Below are 15,200 nucleotides of genomic sequence, written 5' to 3' on the forward strand. Positions count from 1 at the left end.
CTCCCCGCGAAGCGGCTAGCTCCAGCTGGCGTGCAGGGGCTTGCCCTCCGCATAGCCCGCGGCGCTCTGCACACCCACGGTGGCCCGCTCGGCGAACTCCGCCAGGGAGCCGGCGCCCGCGTACGTGCAGGAGGACCGGACACCCGCGATGATCGAGTCGATCAAGTCCTCGACGCCGGGCCGCTCGGGGTCCAGGAACATCCGCGAAGTCGAGATGCCCTCCTCGAACAGCGCCTTGCGGGCACGGTCGTACGCCGACTCCTCGCTGGTGCGGTTCTTGACCGCACGCGCCGACGCCATGCCGAACGACTCCTTGTAGAGGCGGCCGTTGGCGTCCTGTTGCAGGTCGCCCGGGGACTCGTACGTCCCGGCGAACCACGAACCGATCATGACGTTCGACGCACCGGCGGCCAGCGCCATGGCGACGTCACGGGGGTGGCGGACACCGCCGTCGGCCCACACGTGCTTGCCGAACTTCGCGGCCTCGGCGGCGCATTCGAGCACCGCGGAGAACTGCGGGCGGCCGACACCGGTCATCATGCGGGTGGTGCACATGGCGCCGGGGCCCACACCGACCTTGATGATGTCGGCGCCGGCCTCGATCAGGTCCCGTACGCCCTCGGCGGCGACGATGTTGCCCGCGACGATCGGCACCTGCGGGTCGAGCGCGCGCACGGCCTTGACCGCGGCGATCATCGACTCCTGGTGGCCGTGCGCGGTGTCCACGACGAGCGTGTCGGCGCCCGCGTCGAGCAGCTGCTTGGCCTTGGTGGCGACGTCGCCGTTGATACCGACGGCGGCGGCGATGCGCAGCTTGCCGTTGGCGTCGAGTGCGGGCGAGTAGAGGGTCGCGCGCAGGGCGCCCGTACGGGTCAGGATGCCGGCGAGGCGGCCGTCCTTGCCCACGGCGGGGGCGTAGCGGCGGTTGGCGGCGTCCAGCTTGTTGAAGGCGTCGCGCGGGTCGATGTCCGCGTCCAGGAGCACGAGGTCCTTGGACATGACCTCGGAGATCTGGGTGAAGCGGTCGACGCCGTTCAGGTCCGTGTCGGTGACGACGCCGACCGGCTTCTGGTCGGCGTCCACGACGACGGCCGCGTTGTGCGCGCGCTTGGAGAGCAGGGCGAGCGCGTCGGCGACGGTCTGCGTGGGGGCCAGGACGATCGGGGTGTCCAGGACGTGGTGGCGCGTCTTGACCCAGGAGATGACCTCGGTGACGACCTCGATCGGAATGTCCTGCGGGATCACGACGAGGCCGCCGCGGCGGGCGACCGTCTCGGCCATCCGGCGTCCCGCGATGGCGGTCATGTTCGCGACGACCAGCGGGATCGTGGTGCCGGTGCCGTCCGGCGACGAGAGGTCCACGCCCTGACGCGATCCGACGGCGGAACGCCGCGGCACCATGAAGACGTCGTCGTACGTCAGGTCGTACGCAGGCTGGATGTCATTGAGGAAACGCACGTGCTGCTCATCCCAGTCGATCAGAGGTGGCCCCCGGACAGTTAGGCCGAGGGAAAAGCACGTACTTCAGTGTCCCATGTCCGGGGCCCTGCGCCGCCTGGGATGATCACCCAGCCGGGACTCGGAGGCCCTGGTCGGATCCTCCAAATGCCCCTCGCGGCGATCACGGTCCGCTCAGGTTCGGGTGCCGAGCGCGAGAACGATCTCCAGGCCCGTCCCGCGTTCCCGCGCGTACTGCACCGCGTCGGTGAAGACCTCCCGGGCGACGATCCAGTCCTGAGGAGCCGCTTCGGCGTACTCCTGCCAGCCGGTGACGACGAGGAGGCATCCGGGTGAGCCGGACCCTCCTCGCAGGTCGGTGAGGCTGTCGGCGAGCGCGTCCCAGTTGCGCCCGAACCAGTCGGGCAGCCCGAGCGCGAGAGCGCAGCGGTCCATGAAGGCCGCCTTGTCGCTCACCCCGCCCAGATCGAGCGAGACGGTGCTCAGGCCTGCGGCACGGACGGCCTCCAGGACCGGCGCCAGCGGTTCGGACGTCATCTCAGTACCGCCTCATCTCAGTACCGCCTTGAAGGACGCGTAGTGATCGTCGGTGTAGTAGGTCTCGTCGCCGCTCCCGGTGACGATGCGCCGAGCGCCCCGGTCACGTTCGCCGGGGGTGGGCACGGTGTACTCCCGGTAGTGCCCGCGCCGCTGCTTGGGCAGTTCGCCCTCGTAGTTCCCGAAGACGGAACCGTCCTTGGCATACGGGAACGGCCCGCCGTCATCGATGAGCCGCAAGGTCCGCCGGGCCTCGACGGGCAGCCGGTCGGCCTGGACGGTGCCCATGCCGTGGGCCCACTCCGGCCCCGACGCGGAGGAACACCCCGCGACGAGAACGGCGAGGCAGAAGAACACCGCCGCCAGGGCACGGGGGACAAACCGGGTCGACATGCGACAGATGCTGCCACGAGGCCCCGTCAGGGGCGCGGGGAACTGCGCGACAAGCCCTCACCGGTCCGCAGATACTCAGCTACCGTCCGGGTCTTCCCGATCCAACGCAGGATGCGGAGTAGCCCCTCGAACCAGCAACTGATCAGCCGCGGCGGTATCAGTGACCAGGCTGGTGACAAGCCCAGACCTCAGCACCGCGTCGATCGCCGCCGCCTTCCGCTGCCCGCCGGCAATGGCGACGACCTCAGGAATCCGTCGAAGCCGATCGGCTTCGACGGTGATGCACCGCTCCCCCAGATCACGCCCGACCCGACGCCCCTCGGCGTCGAAGAGGTGCGCGGACATCTCGGCCGCGACACCGAGCGAGGCGTAGTGCGCGCGCTCCTCGTCGCTGAGCATGTCGTGGACGGTGGAGATGCCGGGCTCCCAGGAGCCGATGGAGACCGCGGCGACGGTGACCTTGTCGAAGTACTCGAACGCCCGCGCGATCCCGGTCTGGTTCCGCAGCGCGGCGGCCGTGGCCGGGTCGGGCAGGAGCATCGGCGCGTAAATGGGGTGGGCCTCGCCGCCGGAGACCTGCGCGGCACGCCGCACGGCCTCGACAGAGCCGCGTTCGGCCGTTCCGGCGTCGTACACGCCCGTCAGCTGCACGACGGTGCACGGCGGCAGCTGATCGAGGGCGGCGGCCATGTGGATGGTCGAGCGCCCCCACGCGAGGCCGAGCACATCGCCCTCGGTCACCAGTTCGCCGAGCAGATCGGCCGCGACCTCGCCGAGATTCTCGGGATCGGGCGACTCCTCGATCTCGTCGACCGAGGTGGGCGACTCGACGACGACCGCGTGCCGCAGGCCGTAGCGGGCGCGCAGCGCGTCCGAGCGCTCCGCGTCCAGCTCGGCGGGCACCCGGATCTCGATCCGTACGAGATCCCGCTCCAGAGCCGTCTCCAGGACCCTGGCCACCTTGAAGCGGCTCACGCCGAACTCCTCGGCGATCTGGATCTTCGACTTGCCCTCGAGATAGAAGCGGCGGGCCATGGCCGCCGCCTGCACCAGCTCCGCGGGTCCCATCCGCATGGCTGACCGGCCGCCCGTCGACACGACGATCTCCTCACTGTCATTTCAAGCAACTGTCGTTCACGCATTCACGCGCATAGCCATTCACACGCATTGGTGCGGCTTCGCGCGCATTGCCACGGCTTATCGCGCATTGCCGCAGCGCAACCTGGGTTCGCCGTTCATCCTTGCAGATCCGACGTACTTGATCAGCCCTGAAGGACTGCGTTCACGTACTCGTGGCTCAGTGGCCGCATGCCCATGCGGCGGTCGCCGTCGCATCGGCCGCCTGGGTGCGCAGTGCACGTACCGCCGCTGCCGGGTCGTTCTTGCCGTACACCGCGGAGCCCGCCACGAAGACGTCGGCGCCGGCCTCGGCGCAGCGTTCGATGGTCTCGGCCGAGACGCCGCCGTCGACCTGGAGCCAGAGTTCGAGGCCATGCTTGCTGATCAGCTCACGGGTGCGGCGGATCTTGGGGAGCATGATGTCGAGGAACGCCTGCCCCCCGAAGCCCGGCTCGACCGTCATGATCAGCAGCATGTCGAGCTCGGAGAGCAGATCCTCGTACGGCTCGATGGGGGTCGCGGGCTTCAGCGCCATGGACGCGCGGGCGCCCTTGGCACGGATCTCACGGGCAAGACGGACGGGTGCGGCGGCGGCCTCCGCGTGGAAGGTGACTGATCCGGCGCCCGCTTCGACGTACTGCGGAGCCCAGCGATCGACGTCCTCGATCATCAGATGGCAGTCCAGCGGCGTGTCCGTCGCCCGTGCCAGGGACTCTACGACCGGTACCCCCAGGGTGAGGTTCGGGACGAAGTGGTTGTCCATGACGTCCACGTGGAGCCAGTCGGCGCCCTCGACCGCTGTTGCCTCCTCGGCAAGACGGGCGAAATCCGCGGACAGGATGCTGGGGTTGATCTGCACGGCCATGCCCCAAGACTGCCATGCCCGGCGCTCGTTGCCTCCCGCGGTCCGAAGCGTGAGCTTCCGGGCTCCTCTGACCATGGACCGCGTGCCATGCTGGGCGGTCCACCGGCACCACGTGGGGCAGCGGGGGTAGCCATGCCAGACGAACGGTCGGAGCGACGGTCTGACGGACAGCGCCGGGCGAGCCGCGGTGTGGCGTGGCTGGTGTGCGGGCGGCGCACCAAGTGGCTGGTGGTGCTGTTCTGGCTGGTGGTGATCGTGGTCGCCGCACCGCTGGCCCAGAAGCTCACGGACGCCCAGGACAACCAGGCGTCGTCCTGGCTTCCCGGCTCCGCGGAGTCCACCCAAGTCCTGGACATCTCCGAGGAGTTCAGGCCGGAACAGATTCCGGCGATCGTCGTGTACGCCCGCGAGGGCGGACTCACACCGGCCGACCGGGTGCAGATCGCCAAGGACACCAGGGAGCTCAAGGAGCTGCGCGCCCACGGCATCCGGGGCGCGGAGACCGTCGGCCCCGTCTTCGACACGAAGCCGGCCAGGGACGCCGAGGCCGCGCAGATCTTCGTGCCCATCACCATGGACGAGAAGGGCTGGGAGCGGATCGGGCCCGCCGTCGACTCCATCCGTGAGCGGGTGGGCAAGAGTACCGGCGGGCTCGCGGTGCACGTCACCGGGCCCGGCGGCACGTCGGCGGACTTCTCCGAGGCGTTCGAGGGCCTCGACTCGACGCTGCTCCTGGCGGCGGGCGGCGTCGTCGTGGTGATCCTCCTGATCACCTACCGCAGCCCGGTCCTCCTGATCGTCCCGCTGGTCTCGGCGGTCGTCTCGCTCTTCACCGCGCAGGCGCTGATCTATCTGCTCGCGGAGCACGCGGGTCTGACGGTCAACGGCCAGAGCGCGGGCATTCTCACGGTGCTCGTCTTCGGGGCGGGGACGGACTATGCCCTGCTCCTGGTCGCCCGCTATCGGGAAGAGCTGCGCCGCCACGAGGACCGGCACGAGGCGATGCAGCTCGCCCTGCACCGGGCGGGCCCCGCGGTCATCGCCTCGGGCGCCACGGTCGTCGTCAGCATGCTGGTGCTGCTCACCGCCGACATGAACTCGACGCGGGGCCTGGGTCCCGTGGCCGCCATCGGTGTCGCCGTCGCCCTGATCGCGATGCTTTCGCTGTTCCCCGCGCTCCTGGTCGTCTGCGGCCGGTGGCTCTTCTGGCCGCTGGTCCCGCACAACGGTTCCGAGGAGCCCACCGAGCGCGGCGTCTGGGCCCGCACGGGCCGCCGCATCGCCCACCGCCCGCGCCTGACCTGGAGCATCACGGCGGTGGCCCTGGCGGCGCTCGCGCTCGGCATGACGCAGTTGCGCGCGGAGGGGCTGAGCAACGCGGACTCGTTCACGGACAAGCCCGACTCGATCGTGGGCCAGGAGGTGCAGGCCGAGTACTTCGACGCGGGCAGCGGCGACCCGCTGGTGATCGTGGCGAACGAAGCCACGGGGGACGAGGTACGGGCCGTGGTCGCCCGGACCAGCGGGGTGGTCCCGGCGAGCGTCGTCGTGCCACCGGGGACGAAACCGGTGTACGAGGGCCAGGTCCTGTTCGAGGCGACGATGACCGACGCCAGCGACAGCGAGGCGGCCAAGCGGACCGTGGAGCGGGTGCGCGACGCGGTGCACGCGGTGCCCGGCGCGGACGCGCAGGTCGGCGGCAACACGGCGGCCATCGTGGACATGGACCGCGCCACGACCCACGACAACAAGCTGGTGATCCCGCTCGTCCTCGTGGTCGTCCTGCTGATCCTCGCCCTGCTGCTGCGCGCCCTGGTCGCGCCGCTGATCCTGATCGCGACGGTCGTGCTCTCCTTCACCGCAGCGCTGGGGATCAGTGCGCTCGCCTTCCGCCACGTCTTCGACTACGCGGGCGAGTCCACGGACTTCCCGCTGTTCGTCTTCGTGTTCCTGGTGGCGCTCGGCATCGACTACAACATCTTCCTGTCGACCCGCATCCGTGAGGAGGCGGGACGGCAGGGCACCCGCGCGGGCGTGCTCACCGGCCTCGCCGCGACCGGCGCGGTCATCACGTCGGCGGGTCTGGTCCTCGCGGGCACGTTCGCCGCGCTCGGCACGCTCCCGATGGTGGGGTTCGCCGAGATCGGCTTCGCGGTCGCGATCGGCGTCCTGCTCGACACCTTCGTCGTACGGTCCGTCCTGGTCACCGCGTTGTTCCTGGACGTGGGGCCCAAGGTGTGGTGGCCGCATGCCCTGAGCAGGGACCCGGCCGCCCGCACGCCCTCGACCGTGACGGCAGGGTCGGGGTCGGGGGCGGGAGCGGGTTCGGACGCGTCACAGACGGAGTCAGGCCGTCCGCCGGATCAGCGCTAGGTACATCGCGTCCGTGCCGTGCAGATGCGGCCACAGCTGCAGGTCGGGTCCGTCGCCGCGGGCCGGGACGCCGGGCAGCAGCGGGCGGGCGTCGATCAGTTCGGCGCCCGGGTGCTGCTTGAGCACGTCGTCGACGACGGCACGCGTCTCCGCGAGGTGCGGTGAGCAGGTGGCGTAACCGACGACGCCCCCGACCCGCACGGACTCCAGCGCGGTGCGCAGCAGCCCCCGCTGGAGCGGCGCGAAGCCGTCCAGGTCCTCCGGGCGGCGGCGCCAGCGGGCCTCGGGGCGGCGGCGCAGGGCACCGAGCCCCGTACAGGGCACGTCCATCAGGACACGGTCGAAGGTGCCGGGCTGCCACGGCGGCCGGGTGCCGTCGGCGGCGATGACCTCGTACGGGCCGGGGTTGCCCCGCAGGGCCTGCGCGACGAGGCGGGCCCGGTGCGGCTGCTTCTCGGCGGCGAGGAGGGCCGCGCCCCGCTGCGACGCGAGGCCGGCGAGCATGGCGGCCTTGCCGCCGGGGCCCGCGCATCCGTCGAGCCACTTCTCGTCGCGCCCCTCGACCGGAGCGTTCGCGAGTGCGATCGCGACGAGCTGGCTGCCCTCGTCCTGGACCCCGGCACGGCCCTCGCGCACGGCGTCGATCGAACCGGGCTCGCCGCCTTCGCTGAGCCGTACGGCATACGGCGACCAGCGCCCCGGCAGCGCGGACTCCTCGCCGACCGTGTCGAGGAGTTCGTCTGCGGTGGTGCGTCCCGGCCGGGCCACGAGGGTCACCTCGGGCCGCTCGTTGTCGGCCTCAAGGAGGTCTTCGATGCCCGCTCGGCCGCCGCCGAGCGCGTCCCAGAGCGCGGAGACGACCCAGCGGGGGTGCGAGTGGACGACGGCGAGGTGGTCCTCGGCGTCCTCGTCGTAGGGCGGCGCCACCTTCTCCACCCAGCCGTCGAGATCGTCGGAGGCGACCTTGCGAAGCACCGCGTTGACGAACTTGGCCCGCCCGTCGCCGAGCACCACGCGCGCCAGCTCCACCGAGGCGGAGACGGCGGCGTGCGTCGGGATCCGCGTCCCGAGCAGCTGGTGCACGCCCATGTTCAGCACGTCGAGCACCGGAGGGTCGACCTCGCGCAGCGGCCGGTCGATGCAGGCGGCCACGATCGCGTCGTACGTTCCCTGCCTGCGCAGCGTCCCGTAGACGAGCTCGGTGGCGAGCGCCGCGTCGCGCGCGTCGAACTTGTCGGGCCCCTCCTTCTCCCTGGCCTTGCGCAGGAGCGGCGGCAGGACGAGGTTCGCGTACGCGTCGCGCTCGTCCACGGCCCGCAGCGCCTCGAAGGCGAGGAAACGGACGGGGTCCTTCTTGGGGCGGCGGTGCGGCTTGCCGGGCTTGCCCTGCTTCTGGGGACGCCGGCCGGGCTGGTCGTTCAAAGGTGCTCCGCTATTGGATGGGGGCTGAACCTATTCAGCGTACGTCGGTGTCGCCGAGCCGCTCGTCCGGGGCGATCCGCACCCCGCGCGCCCAGTCGGCACCGCGCATCGGCTTCTTGCCCTGCGGCTGCACCCAGAGCAGTTCCACGGCGTGCGAACCGGTGCCGACGTACACGTTGTTCTTGGCGGCGGCGAGCTCGCCGGGCGCCAGGTCGGTGCGGTCGGCGACGAGCGCGGCCTGGATGATCTTCAGCCGCTCCCCGCGGAACACGGACCAGGCGCCGGGCGCGGGAGTGCAGCCGCGCACGACACGGTCGACGCGCAGGGCCGGGGCGGCCCACTCCACGCGGGCGTCCTCGACGGTGATCTTCGGGGCGAGGGTGACGCCGTCGGCGGGCTGCGGTACGGCCTTCAGGGAGCCGTCCTCGATGCCGTCCATGGTGGCGGCGAGCAGCCCGGAGCCCGCGAAGGCGAGCCGGGTGAGCAGGTCACCGCTGGTGTCGGTGGGCCGGACGACCTCGGTGACGGTGCCGTACACCGGGCCGGAGTCGAGCCCCTGCTCGATCAGGAAGGTGGAGGCCCCCGTGATCTCGTCGCCCGCCATCACGGCGTGCTGGACGGGCGCGGCACCGCGCCAGGCGGGCAGCAGCGAGAAGTGCAGGTTGACCCAGCCGTGGGCCGGGATGTCCAGGGCGACCTTGGGCAGCAGCGCGCCGTAGGCGACGACCGGGCAGCAATCGGGAGCGATCTCGCGCAGCCGCGCGAGGAAGTCCTCGTCGCGCGGCTTGGCGGGCCGGAGGATCTCGATCCCGGCCTCCTCCGCGCGCTGGGCGACGGGGCTCGCGACGAGCCTGCGGCCGCGGCCCGCGGGAGCGTCGGGCCGGGTGACGACGGCGGCCACCTCGTGCCGGTCGGAGGCGATCAGGGCGTCCAGGGCGGGGACGGCTACCTCGGGGGTGCCTGCGAAGACGAGCTTCATCGTTGCCTATCGGCCTCTCGGGACGGGAACGTGCGGGGAGCGCACCAGTCTATGAGTCGCCCTGCCGGGCCGCGCTCCGCGGGGCGACAGGGCGACAGGGCGCCCGGCAGGGCGCCTCACCTGGGGGCGTACGCGCGGACACGCGCCCTGTGCATATGCGCATACGCCCCCGCACCGTGACCCCAAACGAACTAGCGCGTTGGTCAAGAAAGAGTTGACCACAACGGGCCGCGAATGCGGCCCGATCCTTTTCAACGCCGGTTCGAGAGGCTTGTTCATGGCCGACCACGCAACCCACGACGCCCAGGCACGGGCCAGCCTGCATCTCCTGGTCCGGGACATCGAGCGGGTCCGCCGGCAGGTGGACGCGCTGCGTACGCTCACCGCCCAGCTCGGCAACGTCTACCGCCCGCGCCGCTCAAGCCCCTCCGCGGGCTTCGTCGTGTACGGACGGGCCCCCGCGCCGACCGTCCGCCTCGCCCAGGAACTGCGGGACAGCGTCGAGACGCTGGTGACCGCCGCGGTGGACTTCGACCGCTCGCTGGGCTTCTCGTGGGACGCGGTGGGCTCGGCCCTCGGGGTCACCAAGCAGGCGGTGCACCGCCGTTACGGCGCCCGCCGGGCCACGACACAGGCGGCGGCGGACGCGGAGCGGGCCACGGAGACGATCCCCTCCCCCACGGCCACCCGCCCCCCGGTCACGGTCGGCGCCCCCCTCCCCGCGGTCCCCGCGGCCCGCGCCATGCCGACCCAGCCCACAGCAGGCAGCCCCGTACTCCGCGAAGACCCCCGCCCCAACGCTTTCCCGGGCCCTCGCAACGGCTGACCCCGACCACGCAGAACAGCGGCTGCCTCTACCGGCCCCAGCGGCAGAGGCAGCCGCTGCCCGTTGTGGGCACCACCGGTCTGGCCCCGCGCAGCGAAAACCCCCGTCGGGAGGCCGTACCCGGGCGGGAGGCCGTACCCGGGCGGGAGGCCGTACCCGGGGTGGGAGGCCGTACCCGGGCGGGAGGCCTAGCCGATGTCCAGCGGATCCACCCGCACCCGCACAGGCTCCGCGGCCCCCCGCGCCATCCGGGCCGCCTGAGCCACCTTCAGCGAAGCGGCAAGCGCGGCCCCGCTCCCCGGCGGCACCCGGACAAGCACCCGCTCCCACCGCTCCCCGACGGGCGCGGCCCCACCCCGCCGCGCGGCCCCGGGCGCACCCCCCGCGTCCGGCACGGGAACGGGCCCCAACACCACCGCGTCCCCCGGAAGTTCCGCCCCGGCGAGAAACGCCGACAGCGCCTCCGCTGTCCCCGCCACGGAGGCCATCCGCGACACGGGCGGAAACCCCAGCTCGGCCCGCTCGGAAAGCTCCCGCACCGCATGTCCCACGGGATCCCACCGCACCAGCGCCTGCACGGGCCGCAGAGTCGGCTCGGCCACGACCACCACGGTCCCGCCCGCCCCCTGCGGCCGCACCAGCGAGGAGGCCCCGATCCACCGCCGCAGCGCGTCCTCCCCGGCCCGCAGATCGGGCCGCCCCAGCATGGCCCACCCGTCGAGCAGCAGGGCGGCGGCATAGCCGCCCTCGGCGACGGGCTCCGCCCCCGGCGTGCTCACCACCAGCGCGGGCGTCCCCGCGACGGTGTCGAGAACCTGCTCTCGCCCCGACGTCCGCACCGGCACCGCGGGAAACGCCCGCCCCAACTCCTCGGCCGTACGCCGCGCCCCCACCACCTGCGCCCGCAGCCGGAACCCTCCGCACTCCCCGCAGTGCCAGGCGCCTTCCTCGACCCCGCACCAGCCGCACCACAGACCGCCGCCGTCCCGCGCCTCCAGGGGCCCCGCACAGTGCCTGCATCGTGCGGGCTCCCGGCACCTCTCGCACGCGAGCCGGGGCACGTATCCCCGCCGGGGCACCTGCACCAGTACAGGGCCGTGCTTCAGCCCTTCCCGTACGACGTTCCAGGCGAGCGTGGGAAGCCGCGCGACCCGGGCCGCCTCGTCCCTCGCGAGATCCCCGTCCCCCACGGTCCTGACGAGCGGCGCCGCCCCGCGCACCTGCTCGCGATCGGCGACCAGCGGGGCGGCCCACCCGCTCTCCACGAGCTGCGCGGCCTCGACCGTGCAGCTCCAACTCCCCAGCAGAAACCCGCACTTGTCCCTCGACGCCCGAAGTTCGAGCACCTCCCGCACATGCGGGAAGGGAGCATTGTCGTCGCTGTGGCTGGCATCGCCGTCGTCCCAGACGACCACGAGCCCGAGATTCCGTACGGGAGCGAACATGGCGGCCCGGGTGCCCACGACGGCCCGCACCGCACCGCGCCGCACGGAGAGCCACTCGCGATAGCGCCGCTCCTGCCCCGCATCGGCGGTGAGCAGCGCATGCTGCCCCGCCCCCAGCAACTGGGTCAGCGCCGCGTCGACCCTCGCCGCGGGCCGCCCCGCAGGCACCACCACGAGCGCCCCGCGCCCCGAGGCGAGCGTCGCCTGCACGGCCCTGGCGATCTCCTCGGCCCACTCCGGCCCCGGAAGGGCGGTCCACACGGCCCGGGGGGACCCTCCCGAGGCGAGCGCCCCCAGGAACTCGGCCCCGTGCCCGTACCGCCGCCAGGAGCCCGCTTCAGGCGCGGCCGGAGGGGCCGGCACCTCCCCCGTCTCCCGCGCCTCGGCCCGGGCATGCCGAGGCGGAACGGCCAGTTGCAGCACATCGGCGAGGCTGCCCGCGTACCGATCGGCCACGGCACGGGCAAGCCCGAGCAACTCGGCGCCCAGCACGGGCTCGGGCGAGACGACCTGCGCCAGGGCGGCGAGCGGCCCGGCGTAATCGGACTCGGCGACCCGCTCGACGAGGAAGCCGTCGATCAGCCCCCCGCCTTCACGCCGCCCGCCCCGCACGTTCCGCGCCCCGGCCCCGAACCGCACCCGGACCCGGACCCCCGGCTGGGCCTGCTCGTCGAGCTCCTCGGGCACGGCATAGTCGAAGTACCGATCGAGATGCAGCACACCTTTGTCCACGAGCACCCGGGCAACGGGCAGGCTCTTGGCCAGCGCGGCCCCCCGCCACGTCCGCGGCTTGGCCCGCGGCACATCGGCCTTGCGCACCGCCTCCCGAATGAGCGCAAGCTGCTCCGGGGGCCCGGCCCCGCCCGCCCCTTCGGATTTCTGGTTCTCGCTGCTCACAGCAGCATTACTACCAGACCGCACCGACACGACCACGAGCCCGAGATGCGCCCGGGCACGACGAGGCCCGGCACCCCCTCGGGGGCACCGGGCCTCGTCAAAACCCGCTCGGCGAAGGAGCCTTACAGCCCCGCGGCCTTGCGCAGCGCGTCCACGCGGTCCGTGCGCTCCCACGTGAAGTCGGGGATCGCCCGGCCGAAGTGGCCGTACGCGGCGGTCTGGGCGTAGATCGGGCGGAGCAGGTCCAGGTCGCGGATGATCGCGGCCGGGCGCAGGTCGAAGACCTCGGAGATGGCGGCCTCGATCTTGTCGGTGTCGACCGTGGCCGTGCCGAACGTCTCCACGAACAGGCCCACCGGCTCGGCCTTGCCGATCGCGTAGGCGACCTGGACCTCGCAGCGGGCCGCGAGGCCTGCCGCGACCACGTTCTTGGCGACCCAGCGCATGGCGTAGGCGGCCGAGCGGTCGACCTTGGACGGGTCCTTGCCGGAGAAGGCGCCGCCGCCGTGGCGGGCCATGCCGCCGTACGTGTCGATGATGATCTTGCGGCCGGTGAGGCCGGCGTCGCCCATCGGGCCGCCGATCTCGAAGCGTCCGGTCGGGTTGACCAGGAGGCGGTAGCCCTCGGTCTCCAGCTTGATGCCGTCCTCGAGGAGGGCCTTCAGCTCGGCCTCGACCACGAATTCGCGGATGTCGGGGGCCAGGAGCGAGTCCAGGTCGATGTCCGATGCGTGCTGCGAGGAGACCACGACCGTGTCGAGGCGGACGGCCTTGTCGCCGTCGTACTCGATGGTGACCTGGGTCTTGCCGTCGGGGCGCAGGTACGGGATGGTCCCGTTCTTGCGGACCTCGGACAGGCGGCGCGAGAGACGGTGCGCGAGGTGGATCGGGAGCGGCATCAGCTCCGGGGTCTCGTCGCAGGCGTAGCCGAACATCAGGCCCTGGTCGCCCGCGCCCTGCTTGTCGAGCTCGTCCTCGTCGCCCTCGACACGCTTCTCGTACGCCGTGTCGACGCCCTGCGCGATGTCGGCGGACTGCGAACCGATGGACACCGAGACGCCACAGGAGGCGCCGTCGAAGCCCTTCTTCGAGGAGTCGTATCCGATCTCGAGGATCTTGTCGCGGACCAGCTGCGCGATCGGCGCGTACGCCTTGGTGGTCACCTCGCCGGCCACGTGCACCAGGCCGGTGGTGATCAACGTCTCCACGGCGACCCGGGATTTCGGGTCCTCCCGCAGAAGGGCGTCGAGAATGGTGTCGCTGATCTGGTCAGCGATCTTGTCGGGGTGACCCTCGGTCACGGACTCCGAGGTGAAGAGACGGCGGGACACATCGCTCCCTGTGGTTGCAGCGGCTGCTGGCTGATCATTGGTGGACGGCCGGGGGCTGCGCCCGGCGTCGTCCGAGACCAGTTTATCGGTCGCACTCGGCCGCCGGACCACGTGTCTCGCCACTTGGGAGTGCTGTGACCTGCGGCACTGCATTGTGCGGTACGACGATCGGTCTCCACCAGAGGGCCCCGCGCCCGAATTTCACGGGTTTGGGGCACCCAATGGGGCGAATGTGACATTCGGGCCAACGATTCCACCAGGGTTCCAGTGAGGCTCCGGCGAAGGCGGCAGCACCCGCGGGTCACCCCGGCTTTTTCAGGAATTCTTCGGCAGTCGTTCGGCGACGAGATCCCAGACGATGTCCGCGAGCGCTTCCTTGGGGCCGTACGGCACGGGGGTCTCACTGCCGTCGGCACCGAGCACGACCGCCTCGTTCTCCTCGGAGCCGAACGTCTTGCGCTCGCCCACTTCGTTGACGACGAGCAGGTCGCAGCCCTTGCGTTCCAGCTTGGCGCGGCCGTTGGCGAGCACGTCGTCCGTCTCGGCGGCGAAACCGACGACGACCTGGCCGGGGCGCGGCCGGTCACCGGCGATCTCCGCGAGGATGTCGGGGTTGCGGACCAGGGCGATGGGGGGCTGCTCCTGGCCGTCCTTCTTCTTGATCTTTCCGGCCGCGTACGTCTCGGGGCGGAAATCGGCCACGGCCGCCGCCATCACCACGGCATCGGCGTCCGCGGACGCCTTGAGAACCGCCTCGCGGAGCTGGACGGCCGTGCCGACCGGCAGGATGTCGACGCCCGCCGGTGCGGGCAGCGCCGCGTTGGCCGACACGAGCGTGACGCGGGCGCCGCGCGCCGCGGCGCTGCTGGCGAGGGCGTACCCCTGCTTGCCGGAGGAGCGGTTGCCCAGGAAGCGGACGGGGTCGAGCGGCTCGCGCGTGCCGCCCGCGCTGACGACGACATGCCGCCCGGTGAGGTCCCGGGCGAGATCGCCGCGCGCCAGGACACGGCGTACGACTTCGAAGAGCTCGACCGGGTCCGGGAAGCGGCCCTTGCCCGTGTCCACGCCGGTGAGGCGGCCGACGGCGGGCTCGACGACGAGGGCGCCGCGGCGGCGCAGCGTGGCGACGTTCTCCTGCGTGGCCGGGTGCTCCCACATCTCCGTGTGCATGGCGGGCGCGAAGATCACCGGACAGCGGGCGGTGAGGAGGGTGTTCGTCAGGAGGTCGTCGGCGAGGCCGTGGGCCGCCTTCGCCATCATGTCGGCAGTCGCGGGGGCGACGATCACGACGTCGGCGGACTGGCCGATCCGCACGTGCGGCACCTCGTGGACGGACTCCCACACCTCGGTCGAGACCGGGTTGCCGGACAGCGCCGACCAGGTCGCCTCCCCCACGAAGTGGAGCGCCGAATCGGTCGGCACGACGCGCACGTCATGGCCCGATTCGGTCAGCCGCCGCAGCAGCTCACAGGCCTTGTACGCGGCGATACCGCCGCTGACCCCCAAAACGACCTTGGGCTTGCCCACCGTGCCTCCCCGCACTTGTGATCCCCGG

The 15,200-nt window shown here is 72.0% G+C and carries 12 protein-coding genes; 2 read left to right on the forward strand and 10 right to left on the reverse strand.

The window, feature by feature from the left end:
* Positions 1 to 15: 15 nt before the first annotated feature.
* The 5 genes from ACWFR3_RS25665 to rpe form a co-directional block, all read right to left on the reverse strand.
* Positions 16 to 1,458: a GuaB1 family IMP dehydrogenase-related protein gene (locus ACWFR3_RS25665; protein WP_453736974.1), complete on the reverse strand. Its 1,443-nt coding sequence runs from the start codon at positions 1,456 to 1,458 to the stop codon at positions 16 to 18.
* A gap of 174 nt (positions 1,459 to 1,632) precedes the next feature.
* Positions 1,633 to 1,995 (reverse strand): barstar family protein, encoded by a 363-nt coding sequence (locus ACWFR3_RS25670; protein ID WP_453736975.1) that lies wholly within the window; start codon positions 1,993 to 1,995, stop codon positions 1,633 to 1,635.
* 12 nt (positions 1,996 to 2,007) lie between these two features.
* Positions 2,008 to 2,388 (reverse strand): ribonuclease domain-containing protein, encoded by a 381-nt coding sequence (locus tag ACWFR3_RS25675; RefSeq protein WP_453736976.1) that lies wholly within the window; start codon positions 2,386 to 2,388, stop codon positions 2,008 to 2,010.
* 75 nt (positions 2,389 to 2,463) lie between these two features.
* Positions 2,464 to 3,462, reverse strand: a complete 999-nt coding sequence (locus tag ACWFR3_RS25680; RefSeq protein ID WP_453736994.1) for a sugar-binding transcriptional regulator — start codon at positions 3,460 to 3,462, stop codon at positions 2,464 to 2,466.
* A 223-nt stretch (positions 3,463 to 3,685) separates the two neighbouring features.
* Entirely contained in the window at positions 3,686 to 4,372 is a 687-nt protein-coding gene (rpe, locus tag ACWFR3_RS25685; protein WP_453736977.1) for a ribulose-phosphate 3-epimerase, read from the reverse strand.
* 132 nt (positions 4,373 to 4,504) lie between these two features.
* Here rpe and ACWFR3_RS25690 point away from each other — a divergent pair, with 132 nt between their 5' ends.
* Positions 4,505 to 6,745, forward strand: coding sequence for an MMPL family transporter (locus ACWFR3_RS25690; RefSeq protein WP_453736978.1), 2,241 nt, complete (start codon positions 4,505 to 4,507; stop codon positions 6,743 to 6,745).
* Here ACWFR3_RS25690 and ACWFR3_RS25695 read toward each other — a convergent pair.
* Together ACWFR3_RS25695 and fmt are read right to left on the reverse strand one after the other, a co-directional pair.
* Positions 6,719 to 8,167, reverse strand: coding sequence for an RsmB/NOP family class I SAM-dependent RNA methyltransferase (locus ACWFR3_RS25695; protein ID WP_453736979.1), 1,449 nt, complete (start codon positions 8,165 to 8,167; stop codon positions 6,719 to 6,721). The genes ACWFR3_RS25690 and ACWFR3_RS25695 overlap by 27 nt on opposite strands.
* Positions 8,168 to 8,201: 34 nt before the next feature.
* Positions 8,202 to 9,146 (reverse strand): methionyl-tRNA formyltransferase, encoded by a 945-nt coding sequence (gene fmt, locus ACWFR3_RS25700; protein ID WP_453736980.1) that lies wholly within the window; start codon positions 9,144 to 9,146, stop codon positions 8,202 to 8,204.
* Between the two features lie 277 nt (positions 9,147 to 9,423).
* Between fmt and ACWFR3_RS25705 the strand changes: the two genes are divergently transcribed.
* Positions 9,424 to 9,972 carry a hypothetical protein gene (locus ACWFR3_RS25705; RefSeq protein ID WP_453736981.1) on the forward strand — a complete coding sequence of 183 codons (549 nt, stop codon included), beginning with the start codon at positions 9,424 to 9,426 and terminating at the stop codon, positions 9,970 to 9,972.
* A 188-nt stretch (positions 9,973 to 10,160) separates the two neighbouring features.
* Here ACWFR3_RS25705 and ACWFR3_RS25710 read toward each other — a convergent pair whose 3' ends face one another.
* The 3 genes from ACWFR3_RS25710 to coaBC form a co-directional block, all read right to left on the reverse strand.
* Entirely contained in the window at positions 10,161 to 12,314 is a 2,154-nt protein-coding gene (locus ACWFR3_RS25710; RefSeq protein WP_453736982.1) for a primosomal protein N', read from the reverse strand.
* A gap of 122 nt (positions 12,315 to 12,436) precedes the next feature.
* The gene (gene metK / locus ACWFR3_RS25715; RefSeq protein ID WP_453736983.1) at positions 12,437 to 13,645 is read right to left on the reverse strand and encodes a methionine adenosyltransferase; all 1,209 of its coding nucleotides are present in this window, start codon (positions 13,643 to 13,645) and stop codon (positions 12,437 to 12,439) included.
* 315 nt (positions 13,646 to 13,960) lie between these two features.
* The gene (coaBC, locus tag ACWFR3_RS25720) at positions 13,961 to 15,172 is read right to left on the reverse strand and encodes a bifunctional phosphopantothenoylcysteine decarboxylase/phosphopantothenate--cysteine ligase CoaBC (RefSeq protein ID WP_453736984.1); all 1,212 of its coding nucleotides are present in this window, start codon (positions 15,170 to 15,172) and stop codon (positions 13,961 to 13,963) included.
* Between the last annotated feature and the right edge of the window lie 28 nt (positions 15,173 to 15,200).

Source organism: Streptomyces sp. NPDC055189, from assembly GCF_053606765.1.